Genomic DNA, 15,532 nt, shown 5'->3' on the forward strand with positions numbered 1-15,532 from the left:
TGTAAAATGTACTTGGGTCATGTAACGTCCTCCTGGGTATGTTTTTGTGGTTAAAAACATTGTACCGTAAAAAGGGCTGTTACATGGCCTTTTAACTTTTACACAATTATATGGACTTTATCCCATTAATACTGTGCTAAATTTTACCTTCTATTATACATAGACATATTAGCAACTCTGTACATTATTATCTTAGCATTTATAGCTCCCATGAATAGTAGACTTTCGCAAAGTTCTCTACAAAATTTTCTACATGATGAGTATCAACGTATTCCTTTTCTATGATAGTTGTTTCGTGAATAGTATGAGTATCTATAGCTGTAAAGTGCTTGAATATCGCAAAGCTGAAACTAAGCCCTAAAAGTACCCACAAGGCAATCACAACCTTTTTATGAGGATTGACTAACTTCACACGTTCCTCAAAGCCGAAATGTTTTTCGCCAGCTTCAGCAGGAAGCACCACCACAATATCATCTGCTCTTTGAACATCAGAATAGAGATTATAGCTTCTTGATAAGACAGTTAGCCGTCCGTTGATTCTTCGCTGAACGACTTTATCCTCGCCAGCAAATTCTAAATTGCCGAATGTTTTTTCCATGTTGGGAATCACAAATTTAAGTTCCATATTTTTACCTATCCTTTCTTTTTTATTGGCTGAATGAATGTTTGATGGTCTTAAAGAGTGGGGAACGACCTTTTGATTCTTGATTTTTTGTTTTCATAAGTTCACTTCCTTTCAAAATCGGGTAAAAAAATAGACACCTCATTTTTTGAAGTGTCTACCTATTAAATATTCAAATTTTATTGGAAGTATCTTTATATCTTCACTTTTCAAGGATAAATCGTCGTATCAAAGCTCATTCATAAGTAGTAAATTAGTAGTAAATTGAGTGGTTTTGACCTTGATAAAGTGTGATAAGTCCAGTTTTTATGCGGATAACTAGATTTTTATGCTATTTTTGAATTCAAAAAAGGCTAACTTTCATTGTGAAAGCTAGCCTTTTCAATAAATTATTTTGAACTCATTTCAGAGTCGCGGGTATCATGTAATGATTTTTCATATTCCTCCGCTAATTTTTCCTCTACATTTGTTGGGTTAATAGGTTTTGTGAACCCTTGACCAATAACCTCTGCCGCATCAGTGATGAGCATAAATGCAGATGGGTCTACTTTATCAACGGCTTCTTTCAAACGATTAACCTGCATCAAACTAATAGCAATCATCACTGTGTCTCGAGGTGCACGGGTATAAGCCCCTACACTATTCAAAATAGTGGCACCACGCCCCAAATCATTGAGTATCATTTCACAAATAGCATTTGTTTTAGTCGTAATAATAAAAGCTACCTTACGTTGATTAAAACCAGTTACAATTTTATTCGTAACCAATGTATACACATATAAACTGATTAAAGTAACCGCCACTGATTCAAGACCCACTACAAAAATGGAGGCTACTAGTACTAAGGCACTAACACCAAAAAGAGCACTGCCAATTTGGATACCATAATATTTACGAATAATGAGTCCGATAGGATCGAGCCCCCCTGTATTACCGCCTACCCGATATACAATACCAAGGCCTACCCCAGTGACAAGACCAGCTATCATAGAACTGATAATCGGGTCTTTTAGCAAATGCATATATTGTAAGAAGTCAAAATAGTTAATGAACCATGATGATATCAATGTGCCATAAATAGTTGGCCACATTTGAGCTTTCCCCAAGAACCGCCACGTAGCCCACATGATGGGAATATTTAAGATTAAATTCATGGCACCTACCGATACATCAGTCAGGTAGTATAAGAAAAGGGAAATACCGCTCACACCGGTGCTTACCAATTTATGAGGCAATATAAAAGCATTTAATCCCGCCCCAAATATCGCCGAACCAATAGCCACCATCATATACTGATAAGCTATCCCCTTCATATTCCTAGTCATAATTCCTCCTGAAATTGAAATTTCACTATAAATAGACTATAATTAATTGACAAAAACGAAACACTCAGAATATAGTTTTTATAAAATTACGCATACTATAGACTATATTTTTGAAACACACAATCTCTTGTTTGCCCTTTCATGGTAGACAATTTATAACACTTTGTCAATAACGAGGAAACAAAACTTTGGAACAATTAGGTTGTAGTAAAATCAATATCGGTTTATCTATTTTAAACAAACGCAACGATGGTTATCACAATATCGACACCATCTTTCAATCCATCAGACTCAGCGATTCTATCTATTTCGCCCGTCATCACTCCGTTGTATTCTCTGGCATCGCCCCAGAATTACCGCAATATATTCAAGATATGATTCCCTATGATGAAAGAAACCTCGCACTCCAAGCAGTGCGCGAATTACAATCCTACACCAGTTGCAAGGCCGGAGCAGCTATTCATCTATTAAAACGTGTGCCCGCAGCCGCCGGTCTTGGTGGTGGCAGTGCTGATGCCGCTGCTATGTTAAAAGGTCTCAATAAATTCTGGGATCTGCGACTCACAGAGGACGAATTATTAACTATCGGCGGTAAACTTGGGTCCGACGTTCCTTTCCTTTTAAAAGGTGGTACAGCTCGTGGCACTGGTCGCGGCGAAATTATGGAGTTCCACGAATCACCAGCGCCACATTGGTTGCTCATCGTAAAACCTGAGATTTCCGTCTCTACAGGTATTGCGTATAATAAATTTAACGGCATTAGCCAATTTACCTCTACTACAATCGATCATGTATTATCTGCATTAAAGGCCAGCGATTTACAGCGAGCTTTCACTGTAAGCGGTAATACATTCGAAGAATTATTATTCCCAGAGTATGAAGAATTGCAGCAATGCAAGGACTTCTTTACAACCCGCGGATACAATACCATTATGACCGGCAGCGGTCCAACGATGGTCGTATTATTAGATAAAGCCACTGATGCGTTGGCCTTACAAGAAGAAATCAAAGCCAATGGGCACAACTGGCTCTCTCTCATTACCAAGACTTGTTCACAGGAGGACGTATAATGTCAAAACGCTTGCAGCCTATCCGATTAGACGCATACAAACCACTTCGAGAAGTGGTAAGTGAAACATTACGCCAAGCAATCCAAGATGGTGTATTAAAGCCAGGCGAACGCTTAATGGAAATCCCCCTCGCCGAAGAACTAGGCGTCAGCCGCACACCAATTCGGGAAGCCATCCGTAAATTGGAACTAGAAGGTTTCGTTATTATGATTCCTCGCCGTGGCACCTATGTGGCGAACATTACGCTCAAAGACATTACACAAGTATTTGAAATTCGATCCGCCCTCGAAGAATTAGCCGCTGGTTTAGCTGCCGAACGCATCACGGAGGATGAAATCGAAACATTAGAACGTATGCTCGTTGAGATTGGCGACCTCATGGAAGCGAAAGACATGGAAAAAGTTGTAGCTGCTGACGTTGAGTTCCATGAAATTCTCTATAAGGCCTCTCGTAATGATCGCCTTGCAGAAATTGTTCATAATCTTCGTGAACAAACCTCTCGTTTTAGAAGTTTTTCCATGAACCAACCAGGTCGTTTGACCAAAACTTGGGAAGAACATCGTCAACTCGTAGAGGCCATTGGTTCACACAATGCAAGTCAAGCACAAAAAATTGCACGTCTTCACATGGAACATTCAGAACAAACATTATTAAAAGGTTTAGAGGATGCCCAATCCCTCTCCACCGATGGAGCGTTTGTAGCGCCATAATCACTAATGAAGTATTTGTAATACGATTATATTATATGTATTTTTATAGTTAGGAGCTATCATGGAAGAACTATTAAACTCTTGGGTCTCCACACTTAATGGTTATTTGTGGAATTATTTAATTATCTTTATTTTAATTGGTGCGGGTCTATTCTTTACAATGACCACTCGCTGTGTACAGCTCCGCATGATTCCTGAAATGATTAAACTCGTAGCAGGTGGTGTAGGCAACAAAACAGACAACAAGCAAGTATCCTCATTCCAAGCATTCTGTGTTAGTACTGCCTCTCGTGTAGGTGTTGGTAACATTGCAGGCGTGGCTATTGCCGTAGTTCTCGGTGGCCCTGGTGCGGTGTTCTGGATGTGGATGATTGCTATCATCGGCTCTGCTACAGGCTTTATTGAAAGTACACTAGCACAAATTTACAAAGAACCATTAAAAGAAGGAGGCTTCTACGGTGGCCCTGCATACTATATTCGTTATGGGTTAAACAGTCCCTTCCTATCCATCCTATTTGCCATTCTAATCAGCGTAACCTTTGGTTTGATTTATAATTCTGTACAAGCAAATACATTATCTGCAGCGTTAGCTACCTTTGACATTCCAGCTATGGAAACATCTATCGTCGTCGCTGCTCTTGCGGGACTAGTAGTATTTGGTGGGATTCACCGCGTAGCTAAATTAAGTGAAGTCCTTGTACCAATCATGGCAGGCCTTTATATTCTAACAGCTTTATATGTTATTATTACAAACATTACTCAATTTCCTCATGTCATTTATACCATTATCACATCCGCCTTCGATCCACTCGCTGCAGGTGGTGGTTTCATGGGTGCCACAATGATGAATGGTATTAAACGTGGCCTATTCTCTAATGAAGCTGGTGAAGGTTCCGTACCAAATGCAGCGGCTACAGCAACCGTAGCACACCCAGTAGAGCAAGGTCTAGTTCAAGCTTTTGGCGTATTCCTTGATACATTAATCATCTGTACAGCGTCTGCTTTCATTGTGTTAATCGTTGGTGATTATAGCACAACCGGCTTAACTGGTGTGGCCCTTGTACAATACAACTTAGCTCAAGAACTCGGCTCCTGGGCGCCCTATGCAGTAGCGGTATTCATCATCATGTTCTCCTTCAGTTCCATCGTTGGTAACTACTACTATGGGGAAATCAATATCAGCCATTTGACAGATAAAAAAATCTATCTTCAACTGTTCCGCGTTGGTGTTATCGCTATGACATTCCTCGGTGGTATTGCCTCCCTTGATCTTGTTTGGAACCTAGCAGATTTATTCATGGGCTTCCTCGTATTGACAAATGTAAGTGCCATTGTTCGTATGGGCCGCCAAGCTGGTTTGGCATTGGACGACTATATCGCACAAAAACGAGCTGGCATCGAAACACCTGTATTCCACCGGTCCCTATTGCCTAAACAAGAGGGCATCATCTGGTGGGGTGACGGTCAGACTACAGACAGCAGTGCTGGTAAATTTGATAAATAATTCCATATCCTATTCACCAATTTGGTAATACTGTTTTGATAAAATCATTTTGGTGAAAGTAACAGCCGTTGAGCATGACCCTTAACGGTTGTTTTTATTTTCTTACACCTTTTACTTCACCTTGATCTTCTAGTTTTTATGACAAGGTATATTCTATTCCCTCCGCATTTGCCTCAACTGCACTTTTTCATCGAATTTCATTGCTTGTTTATTGTAAAGGGACCTATGTTTATCTACTCTGCATAGATCAAACTATAGAATATAGTTGCATGCAATTGAAAGACTTTTACCAAATAATCGTTTATAATTATATGTATAGAAATAATATTAATGCATTGTATGCAAAACACAATGCGAAACCATTTCCGTTTCATGCAAGCTGTTTATTAACGAGGTGATTTTTATGAGTACTTACAACCCTTATGAAAACATGTTAAACACATTGGATGCAGCAGCAAATCAATTAGGATTAACGCGCAATGATTATGAAGTAATCCGACATCCAGAACGAGAATTAAAAGTTTCTATCCCATTACAATTAGATAATGGAGATGTAAAAGTATATGAAGGCTATCGTTGCCAACATTCTACAATTCGTGGTAGTGCAAAAGGCGGTCTTCGTTTCCACCCTGATGCAGATGAAAATGAAGTACGCGCTCTTGCTGCTTGGATGACAATAAAAAATGCCATTGCCAACCTCCCTTATGGCGGTGGTAAAGGTGGCATCAAAGTAGATCCAAAAACATTATCCATTCGTGAACTAGAAAGATTAACACGTAACTTTACGCGTCGTATCGCCCCTATCATCGGTGTAAATACAGACGTTCCAGCACCAGATGTAAATACAAATGGACAAGTTATGAGCTGGATTGTTGATGAATATAGCACATTAAAAGGTGAATGGAGTCCTGGTGTTGTTACTGGTAAACCTATTGAAGTAGGCGGTTCCCTTGGTAGAAACGAAGCAACTGGTCGTGGTTGTCTCATCGCCTTACAAACTTACCTAGAACGCGAACATCTTGATTTATCCAAGATGGCCGTAGCCGTACAAGGCTTTGGTAATGTAGGCTCTGTGGGTGCTCTCCTCATCAGTCGCGCTGGTGGCAAAGTTGTTGGTATCGGCGATGTTAACAACGCCTACTACAAAGCAGATGGTATCGATGTTGAAGCAGCTTATGTATACGCTAATTCTCATGGCCGTTCCCTTGATGGTTATACAGAAGAAGGCTTAACAATTATCGGTCATGAAGAATTATTAGATCTTGATGTGGACGTTTTGTACCTCGCTGCTCTTGAAAACCAAGTCAATGCAGATAACATGAAAAATATTAAAGCTCGTATTATCCTAGAAGGTGCAAATGGACCGTTAACTAATGATGCAGATGCATACTTCACTGAAAAAGGTACCACAATCATCCCTGACGTACTCGCTAATGGCGGTGGTGTTGTAGTATCCTATTATGAATGGGTACAAAATAAAGCTGGTTTCTACTGGTCTGAAGAAGAAGTTAACGAACGCTTGAAAGTTAATATGCAAAATAGCTTTAATGCAGTATGGGAAATTAAAGAAAAATATAATGTTCCATTCCGCTTAGCGGCTTATATGTTAGCATTGCAACGGTTAACTGCAGCAATTAAATTACACGGATATAACTGCTAATTTTCAATAGATAACAGTCAATTCAGTTATGTTGGCTATTAATCGCACCAATGGTAATTGCTAGTGCGAACAAATATCTGTAAATAAATTAAGACCTAGTAATCATCATTAACGATCATTACTAGGTCTTTTTATGTCCATTCTATTTTATATTGTAGTGCTAAAGTTAACTTTCACCAAGGAAAATTTAACGAATCCCCATGACAGCTGCCATAGCTGCTCTACGAGATAGTACACGAATCAACGTAGCACCCAAGATCGCTGGGATGGTCTGACCCACTACTAAATTTGTCACCAACATAGCATATGGCAAATCAAGCAAATAGGATAACCACAAGGGTACGCACAGAGCTGGTACAAAGATGATAGGCAACACAATCCACCACGTATTCATTTCGTATTTACGAATCAACACGATAAGTCCTGTTGTAATAACACCTACCATAAATCCACCGAACATATCCAATGGACCAAGCCCCCCAAAGAGCAAATTAGAAATTAAATTGGCTACGCCCATGGGCACCATCAAAAACGGAAAGGCATAAGCAAGTGCATATAATGATGTAGCAATACGAATTTGGTACGCTCCAAATGAAACGCTTTGTGTTAGATATAAAACAACGATATACAAGGCCACAACCATGGCAGAAATAGTTAGTTTTTTCGTAGAACTCATAGCACTCACCTCCTTTTCAATAAAAAAGAGCATGGCGAAAACACCATGCTCATAGTCATTATACTTATGTTTCCGTAGTTTTGTTTAGAGACAGGATGGTTCCAAACTGTCTTATTAAATTGTACAATTAATATTACCATAAAGACGCTACTCAATTCAAGGGTGATTTAGCGAAAGGTCACCGCAATCAGGTGTAGTCCAACACAAATGTCCCGACTCAAGAGCCGGGACATTTCATCATGCACCATTAGCACAACTATTTCATTTGTTGCTTCAACATCAACACCCGTTTTACGGATTCATTCAACCGTTGTTGGCTGATTTTTCCTTCTTTCACAGCCTTGAGAACACCATTATAGGCCTCTTGCATATGCTCGTATTCATGACATACGAGGAGAATATCGCTACCAGCGAGAATGGATTGTACCGCCATATCGGCAAAGCTGTAATGATTCGCCACGGCTCCCATTTCCAAATCATCCGTAATAACAACGCCAGTATAGCCAATTTGTTTCCGAAGTATATCTGTAATAATTTTACGAGACAAGCTAGATGGTATGTTTGGATCTAAATTAGGATATACTGCATGAGATACCATCATCATGTACGTATTAGCTGGCGTTTTTTGAGCCAATTCTCTAAACACGCGCACATCTTGTGTTAACAATGTTTGTTCATCCGCATCAACGATGCTAGAGTCATCATGCAAATCCTCATTCGTTTTACCAATACCTGGGAAATGTTTATAAGAGAATACAAGACCACTATCATGATACGCCTGTCCTACTGCATGGGCAAAGGGAATGACATAATCTGGATTATTGCTATAGGAACGTTCATTGCCTAGGCCCAAATCCGCATCCGGTGCAAAATTCACATTAAAACCAAGGTCTTTTAATTCCTTACCAGATTTTCTAGCAAAATCTACAGCAACGGATTTATCCTGTTGGCCTAATATTTCTGCAAAGGGTACTTGAATCAATTGATCCGCCATGCGACTCACCACACCGCCCTCTTGGTCAATGGCTACGAATAATGGAAAATCACTGCCTGTTTTACCAGTTTTTTTAATATCACTGATAAAAGTTTTCACCTGATCCTTGTTTTCCATATTTCGATCAAAGAAAATGACACCACCATATTTATATTCTGTTAGCATGAAACGAATATCGTCATTCATAGCCGTACCATGAACGCCAATAATAAATAGCTGACCTACCTTTTCCTCAGTGGTCATAGCATCAATACTAGCCTCTACCTTTTTTTCTGGTGTTAACCCAGACTTTTGAATTTCCTGAACGGTTGGTTTAGATGGCTCGAGATTCGATTTAATACTAGATTTATCAAAACTACAGCCTATGAGTAGACCTATACAAGATAACACCGCTAATAGGACTAACCAAATTTGTTTTTTTACATTCATTATGTCGCTCACTCATTTATAAAGTAATCTGTTTCGCCTACAATGCCTTGCTCAAGTACATATCGGTGAACCTCATCATGTAGGACGTCATCAACCTGTATAGCATTACACAAAACAGCATAAATACACATTATATGTTTATTTTACCACATAATGCGAGTGAATTTAATAGTCTTCCCACGGACAAAACCTCTAGGCGAGTCCGCTGAACTGAGTAATAGACCATTCAGTTTAATATATTCATGCAAGACTATAACGCAGGATCCTCCATACCATTGGCTCTGAAAGCCTCAATACGATCGATGCACGTCCCACAATGGCCACAAGGGCGTTCGCCCCCTTCATAACAAGACCACGTCAATTCATAAGGTACCTGTAAACGCAATCCCTCACGAACTACATCGGATTTATTGGAGTGGATAAATGGTGCCTCTAATTTGAGTTCATACCCAGAACCTTCATAAAGAGCTGTGCCCATAGCATTGTAAAATGCATCCGTACAATCTGGATAAGCATTACCCGCTGCGTCATCAGCATGAGCACCATAATAAAGGTAGCCACAATCGAGGCTCAACGCCAAGGATGCCGCTGCCGACAGAAATAGTCCATTACGAAATGGCACATAGGTACTCACAGGCCCCTCACCATGTCCAGCTTGTTGTTCTGCATAGGAACCTTCTGGGACGGCCTCTGTGGATTGTGTTAACAGAGAAGAATTACTAAAGGCAAATAGCTTTGTCACATCTAAAGATTTACCCTCTAATCCATAAAAATCTAAAATATTTTGAGCTGCTTCTAGCTCTTTTTTATGTTTTTGACCATAAGCGATAGATAATGGTACCACATTATCCTTACCAAAGCGTTCAATGGCAAGGGCCAAACACGTCGTGCTGTCTACACCACCGCTGAATAAGACTACGGCCTTATTTTTAGGTTCAATATGGACTGGAGACAATCCAGATTGTGGATTAGTACCAGTATGCACGGCCGCTACGCTACTATTCACAGTTTGTTCCACATGTTCGGATTGATTTGTTACTTTCACAGAATCGGCCATTATACATTAATCTCCAATTCCACTGGGCAATGATCACTGCCCAAGATTTGGCTATGAATTTTGGCCTCCACAATCGCATCATCAAGGCGCTGGGATGTAACAAAATAGTCAATTCTCCATCCTACGTTCCGGTCACGTGCCTTGCCCATGTAGGACCACCAACTATACGCATCTACCGCATCAGGATAAAGGAATCGGAATGTGTCGGTAAAACCAGCGCCCAATAATTCCGTCATTTTTTCCCGTTCTTCGTCAGAGAAGCCCGCATTTTTGCGATTTGTTTTTGGATTTTTCAAGTCGATTTCATTGTGGGCCACATTAAGGTCACCACAGAGAATAACTGGTTTTTTCTTGTCCAATTCCAATAAGTAGGCGCGGAATGCATCTTCCCAAGTCATACGGTAGTCCAAACGCGCCAATTCACGTTGGCTATTTGGCGTATAACATGTCACCAAATAGAAATTATCATATTCTGCGGTAATCACGCGACCTTCTTGATCGTGTTCTTCGATGCCGATACCATTTACCACAGACAATGGTTTTACACGAGTGAAAATAGCCGTACCGGAGTATCCTTTTTTCACGGCACTATTCCAATATTGTTCATACCCAGGCAATACCATTGCGATTTGCTCTGGTTGCAATTTTGTTTCTTGCAAACAAAACATATCCGCATCCAATTCGTTAAATGCATCCATAAACCCTTTTGTCATGGCTGCACGCAACCCATTGACGTTCCAAGAAATTAATTTCATTCTATCTCCTTAATTATCTACTACTGCTCAAATGACATGCCCCTGGGTAAAAGTTCCATAAAACGTTTCCCCAGAACTAACCACTATAGGGCATGTGTCTTTATAACTATTGTTTGTTTTTATGTCGGCGATTGTAGCTTTTTTCTTTCTTCTCCAATGCCTTCTTTTCTAATTCTGCAACTTTCGCATCCCGTTTATAGCGCAAATAATCCGCCCCTAGGGATACGATAAATAATGCCATCACCACCGCATTAAATGTGGTCACACCATAAGTATACATATGGTATGCCAAGTACACAAAAGCGATGATAGACAAGATACGATTTAGTTTTTTCATTAAATATGTTCCTCACCCGTAGTTAATGGAAATCCTTCATAGGTTACCCAATCACTAGAACTACCTACATATAAAGCCGACTCAATACCAATTTCACTCATGGCAAGCATGGTCAAACATGCAGTGACACCAGATCCACAATAGCTAACAATTGGTTTCTTCGCCACATTATTTTGCTCTGCTTTAGACTGGGAGTCAAGAATATCCTTGAATTCTTTACGTAATTCCTCATCATTCCGCGGCCCCTCTTGGGTAAATAAATGACCAAAGAAATGATTAATAGCCGTTGGCACATGACCAGTCATACCATCAAAAGTATCTTCTACAGCACCAGAGTACCGTTCTGGGGCGCGAGCATCCACGATAATATGACTTTGAGATTTACTCGCCAAGAATACTTCATCACGAGTCATCGTCATGGATGTATTAATTTTGTATTCCAACGTGCTAGATTCTGTTGGTACTTTTGTAGGCTCCATCGTTAATGGATGACCTTCACGAACCCAACGTTCTATACCGCCGGCAAGGACTTTCACATTGGAAATACCTAAGTATTTCAGCATCCACCATAAACGGCCACATAAGAAAATCCAAGAATCGTACACGACGATTTGGGAATCCTTCGTGATGCCATAGACCTCAAGGGTTTTCGCGAAACCGTCCATATCCGGTAATGGATGACGACCTCCGTGTTCACATACAGGACCGGACAAATCACGTTCCATATCAATGACAAAGGCCCCCGGGATATGACTGAGTTTATAATCTCCATATCCACGAACATCGAGAAGTATATAATTATCTAGATTTGCTGATAACTCAGCAGGGGTAATAAAGTTTTTCATGAAAGGTGCTCCTTTAAGGCGCCTACCACCGCAATGTCGGCAGGCAACCAATCTACGGAATCCAATGTTTCCTTCGTGAGCCATTTTGCTGCTTCATGTTCTACTAGAGTAATAGTCTCATTCTCTAGTAATGTACAAAAATAGCAATGCATCACTAAATAAAACTTATCATAATCATATTCAACGGTCGTCAAGAATTCTCCAACAGAAATACTTACCTGCAATTCCTCTTGAATTTCACGCGTCAATGCAATGGTATGGCTTTCACCAGGCTCAATTTTACCTCCGGGGAACTCCCATCCATCCTTTAATTCACCATAGCCACGTTGCGTGGCTAGTATAGCGTCATCCTTGCATATGATAGCCGCTACGACCTCTATTGTTTTTTTAGATTCACTCATTGTGACTCCTAACTTATATTTTAACATGATCTAGGTGCTCTGAAATAATAAATCCACAGATTTTAAATGAGTTTCCTCATCAAATTAAATACAGCTTATCCATTCACAATGTAATCATACATATCATCGCGAACAGGTACCTCTAATCTATATTCTAACTCTACAGCCTTGGTTTTTCCATCCGCCATAAGAATTTCTTTCGCATGCTCTTTACCTGTGGAATGAATACGACCTAAATAATAGAATTTCTTAGACTCATTATCATCTTTATTTTTACGTACAAACAAATCCATACGGATACTACGACTATCAGCTTCAAATGCATTGATAACATCTTCAGATTCAAGGGTACGTTTACTTTTTGAAATAGCTTTTAAAATGGTTGGAGATACAAATCGATCCTCATATTTAATAGTATCCTGAATATCCTCTGATTTATGATAATTGATAAACACCGGATATGTTTTCGTTCGTTTATCATACTTATAACCACCTATATTCAAAGGCACTTCATTGCGTTCCCATTCTAATAATCGACACACATCCTCATAGGTATATTTCTTGTATAGACAAAACGTGGAATCACCATAATGATTTTGATATTCTCTGTGAAAGCGTCGTAAACCGAAATCTAGCACTTCTTGGAATTGTCTAGCAAATTCATCATTACCTAGTGCCCGTTTCAATGTATCCGAAATAACATAGCCATACTCGGATTCAGTTATACAAACACATTCATTAAAGCCTTTTCTTGCCACAGAGGTAGGGAACACGTTCGTTAACACATTTGCAATACTCTCGGCTGTATTCTCTGTAATTCTAACCCCATATGAATTCTGTAATTCCTGAAGCACCGGTGTCATTATATCCTGATTGATATTATTTTCGTGTATTCCTTGCACTAAAGATTGTAGTACTAGTAATTCATGAATGCGTAATCCGTCTGCTAACTTTTGTGAGACAAACTTCAACAATTGTTCTTGCGTAGAGTTAAAACTAATTTGGTAATCCTCTTTTTCTACTTTCTGCAAGAAAGCATGATACGAATCGAACTTGGTAAAAACACGAAGCACATCAATAGAGCCATAATCTTCAAAATCTTTCAACTTTGGAATACGCCCCAATTTAAATCGTAGTGCCTGATAAGATTCCCTGATCAATTTAACATCACTAAATTTTGCCGTATCAATAGATTCAAAAATACGTTTCTTAGAAATGGCATCAAAATGTATTGTTGATTTACCAGGAATAATGCGGTTTCCCTCTTGTACATAGAGACGTAATGTATCCTTGTTATAACTGCGGTCACCAGACAATGCCAATGGAATCATAAAATTATTGGTATAATTCCCAATAAAATCGAGGATAACTACATATTCTTTGTCTTCAAACTTACGTAATCCACGTCCTAATTGTTGAATAAATACAATAGGACTCTCCGTTTGACGAAGCATGATAACTTGATTAACCTCGGGAATATCTACACCTTCATTAAAGATATCTACAGTAAAAATATAGTCCAATTGCTTTTCTGGCTCACCAGGGAAATTTTTAACTAGTCGTTCAATAGCCTCTTCGCGTTTTTCTTGTGAGTCATCGCCAGTTAAGCAGCAAGTTTGGTAACTGCGCTCATTAAACGCTCGTGATAAGCTTCGTGCTTCTTCTTTATTGCTACAAAATACAAGGCCTTTCACGCGAGATCCACTATGTCCAAAGTAGCGGATTTTTTCAATAATTTTATCTACTCGTTCCGTTGTAGACAAATTAGAGAATGATACTAAATCTAAATCTTGTTGCTCTCCATCCACCCATAAATCGCTAAGTCCGAAATAGTGGAACGGACAAAGTAAATCTTCTTCTATAGCCTGTTGTAATCGAATCTCATAGATAATATTATGATTAAACAGTCCATATAAATCGTATCCATCTGTACGATCCGGGCTAGCAGTCATCCCTAGGAGGAATGTGGGTTGAAAATAATCAATAATTTTTTGATAACTATGTGCTCCTGCTCTATGTACTTCATCAATGACTATATAATCAAATGCATCTACTGAGTATCGTGCTAAACTTTCATCCTTCCCAATTATTTGCATAGTGGAAAAAACAAATTGTTTGTCAAAATCTTTCACATGCCCCGATACTATGCCATAAGTAATTTCATTAGTACCAAACACTCGTTCAAAACTTCGTTTAGCTTGCTTTGCAATTTGTTCACGATGGACTAAAAATAATAGCCGTTTAGGTTGTACCTCTCGCATAGCAAAGGCAGCAGCATAGGTTTTTCCCGTACCTGTAGCAGAAATCAATAATCCTCGATTTTCGCCTTGTTTGCGTAATTCCTCAAAGTTTTGAATAAACTGTTGTTGCATCAAATTTGGTTCTAATTGTTTCTTTGGCTGATTATACTCTTGAACTTGCTCAACAAGAGTCTGCCAAGACTCACGGTTGGGACGCACCCACCGTGGCCGATACCAAGGAATAAAATCCTCATAGGTCATAGCAGCAGCCGAATTCCAATAAGATTCAAACTCTTCCATTACCTCCTGAGTATACGCATTAGAGGCCAAAACGGAATTCCGCGTATTCCACTCCTTGTTGCGTTTCAATGCATTAATTGTCAGATTAGAACTACCGATAATAATTTGGCATTCTTCTTTTTGCTTAAATATATACCCCTTTGTATGAAAGCCCGGATGACTGCCCCGAGTGGTGCAATAAATTTTTAATTCTACATTACGTAGACCATGCAAATCATCTAATACTTGTGGACTATTAAAGCCAAGATAATCCGTCGTCAAAATGCGTCCACGAATTCCTTTATCTTCTAGTTCCTTTAAAATAGGTTTTAATGTTAGTAGCCCCTCTGCTGTAATAAAGGCCACACTAATCAAAAATTCATTACATTTACGTAAACCATCTTCAATGGCTGATAATACATTACGACCTTCCCCATTTGTAATAAAATCAGTTTTATAGTTAAAATTGATGAGTGATTCTCGTTCATTCATAGAAACTCCCCCATATACTGATGCATAAAATTCACATTATATTATTACTATAGCTGGTTGCAGATCTGAGATCAACCAATTGTGAAATTTATTATTTTATTAATCGCTTGTATGCTATAATTTATATACATATGAT

General features: G+C 39.2%; 14 protein-coding genes. 4 read left to right on the forward strand and 10 right to left on the reverse strand.

The genetic code is table 11. The features are described from left to right. Positions 1-199: 199 nt before the first annotated feature. A complete protein-coding gene (locus RVY80_RS10255; protein WP_459350125.1) occupies positions 200-625 on the reverse strand; it encodes a YdcP family protein in 426 nt (141 codons plus the stop codon). Positions 626-1,011: 386 nt separating this feature from the next. After that, on the reverse strand, positions 1,012-1,947 hold the full coding sequence (locus RVY80_RS01495) for a YitT family protein (RefSeq protein ID WP_295193851.1): 936 nt from the start codon (positions 1,945-1,947) through the stop codon (positions 1,012-1,014). Positions 1,948-2,135: 188 nt separating this feature from the next. Between RVY80_RS01495 and ispE the strand changes: the two genes are divergently transcribed. From ispE to RVY80_RS01515, 4 genes are all read left to right on the forward strand, one after another. After that, entirely contained in the window at positions 2,136-3,017 is an 882-nt protein-coding gene (gene ispE, locus RVY80_RS01500) for a 4-(cytidine 5'-diphospho)-2-C-methyl-D-erythritol kinase (RefSeq protein WP_295187459.1), read from the forward strand. Continuing rightward, positions 3,017-3,727, forward strand: a complete 711-nt coding sequence (locus RVY80_RS01505) for a GntR family transcriptional regulator (RefSeq protein WP_295187455.1) — start codon at positions 3,017-3,019, stop codon at positions 3,725-3,727. Before ispE ends, RVY80_RS01505 begins: the two co-directional genes overlap by 1 nt. A gap of 61 nt (positions 3,728-3,788) precedes the next feature. After that, complete coding sequence (locus RVY80_RS01510; RefSeq protein ID WP_295193846.1) at positions 3,789-5,231, forward strand: alanine/glycine:cation symporter family protein; 1,443 nt, start codon at positions 3,789-3,791, stop codon at positions 5,229-5,231. 403 nt (positions 5,232-5,634) lie between these two features. Then, a complete protein-coding gene (locus RVY80_RS01515) occupies positions 5,635-6,891 on the forward strand; it encodes a Glu/Leu/Phe/Val family dehydrogenase (protein WP_295193843.1) in 1,257 nt (418 codons plus the stop codon). A 187-nt stretch (positions 6,892-7,078) separates the two neighbouring features. On the opposite strand, the gene RVY80_RS01520 is transcribed toward RVY80_RS01515, so the two are convergent. The 8 genes from RVY80_RS01520 to RVY80_RS01555 form a co-directional block, all read right to left on the reverse strand. Continuing rightward, positions 7,079-7,567: a QueT transporter family protein gene (locus tag RVY80_RS01520; RefSeq protein WP_295187448.1), complete on the reverse strand. Its 489-nt coding sequence runs from the start codon at positions 7,565-7,567 to the stop codon at positions 7,079-7,081. Between the two features lie 256 nt (positions 7,568-7,823). Beyond that, complete coding sequence (locus tag RVY80_RS01525) at positions 7,824-8,990, reverse strand: glycoside hydrolase family 3 protein (protein WP_317329388.1); 1,167 nt, start codon at positions 8,988-8,990, stop codon at positions 7,824-7,826. A 250-nt stretch (positions 8,991-9,240) separates the two neighbouring features. Then, the gene (gene queC, locus RVY80_RS01530; RefSeq protein ID WP_317329567.1) at positions 9,241-9,930 is read right to left on the reverse strand and encodes a 7-cyano-7-deazaguanine synthase QueC; all 690 of its coding nucleotides are present in this window, start codon (positions 9,928-9,930) and stop codon (positions 9,241-9,243) included. A gap of 116 nt (positions 9,931-10,046) precedes the next feature. Continuing rightward, positions 10,047-10,802 carry an exodeoxyribonuclease III gene (locus RVY80_RS01535; protein ID WP_317329390.1) on the reverse strand — a complete coding sequence of 252 codons (756 nt, stop codon included), beginning with the start codon at positions 10,800-10,802 and terminating at the stop codon, positions 10,047-10,049. A 106-nt stretch (positions 10,803-10,908) separates the two neighbouring features. Continuing rightward, the gene (locus tag RVY80_RS01540; RefSeq protein WP_295187438.1) at positions 10,909-11,139 is read right to left on the reverse strand and encodes a hypothetical protein; all 231 of its coding nucleotides are present in this window, start codon (positions 11,137-11,139) and stop codon (positions 10,909-10,911) included. Further along, a complete protein-coding gene (locus tag RVY80_RS01545; RefSeq protein ID WP_295187435.1) occupies positions 11,139-11,984 on the reverse strand; it encodes a sulfurtransferase in 846 nt (281 codons plus the stop codon). The genes RVY80_RS01540 and RVY80_RS01545 overlap by 1 nt, the downstream gene beginning before the upstream one ends. Continuing rightward, on the reverse strand, positions 11,981-12,385 hold the full coding sequence (locus RVY80_RS01550; RefSeq protein ID WP_295187432.1) for a (deoxy)nucleoside triphosphate pyrophosphohydrolase: 405 nt from the start codon (positions 12,383-12,385) through the stop codon (positions 11,981-11,983). The genes RVY80_RS01545 and RVY80_RS01550 overlap by 4 nt, the downstream gene beginning before the upstream one ends. A 95-nt stretch (positions 12,386-12,480) precedes the next feature. Next, positions 12,481-15,396 carry a DEAD/DEAH box helicase gene (locus RVY80_RS01555; RefSeq protein WP_317329392.1) on the reverse strand — a complete coding sequence of 972 codons (2,916 nt, stop codon included), beginning with the start codon at positions 15,394-15,396 and terminating at the stop codon, positions 12,481-12,483. Between the last annotated feature and the right edge of the window lie 136 nt (positions 15,397-15,532).

This window comes from Veillonella absiana, from assembly GCF_032970865.1.
In the GTDB taxonomy this organism is placed as follows: domain Bacteria; phylum Bacillota; class Negativicutes; order Veillonellales; family Veillonellaceae; genus Veillonella; species Veillonella absiana.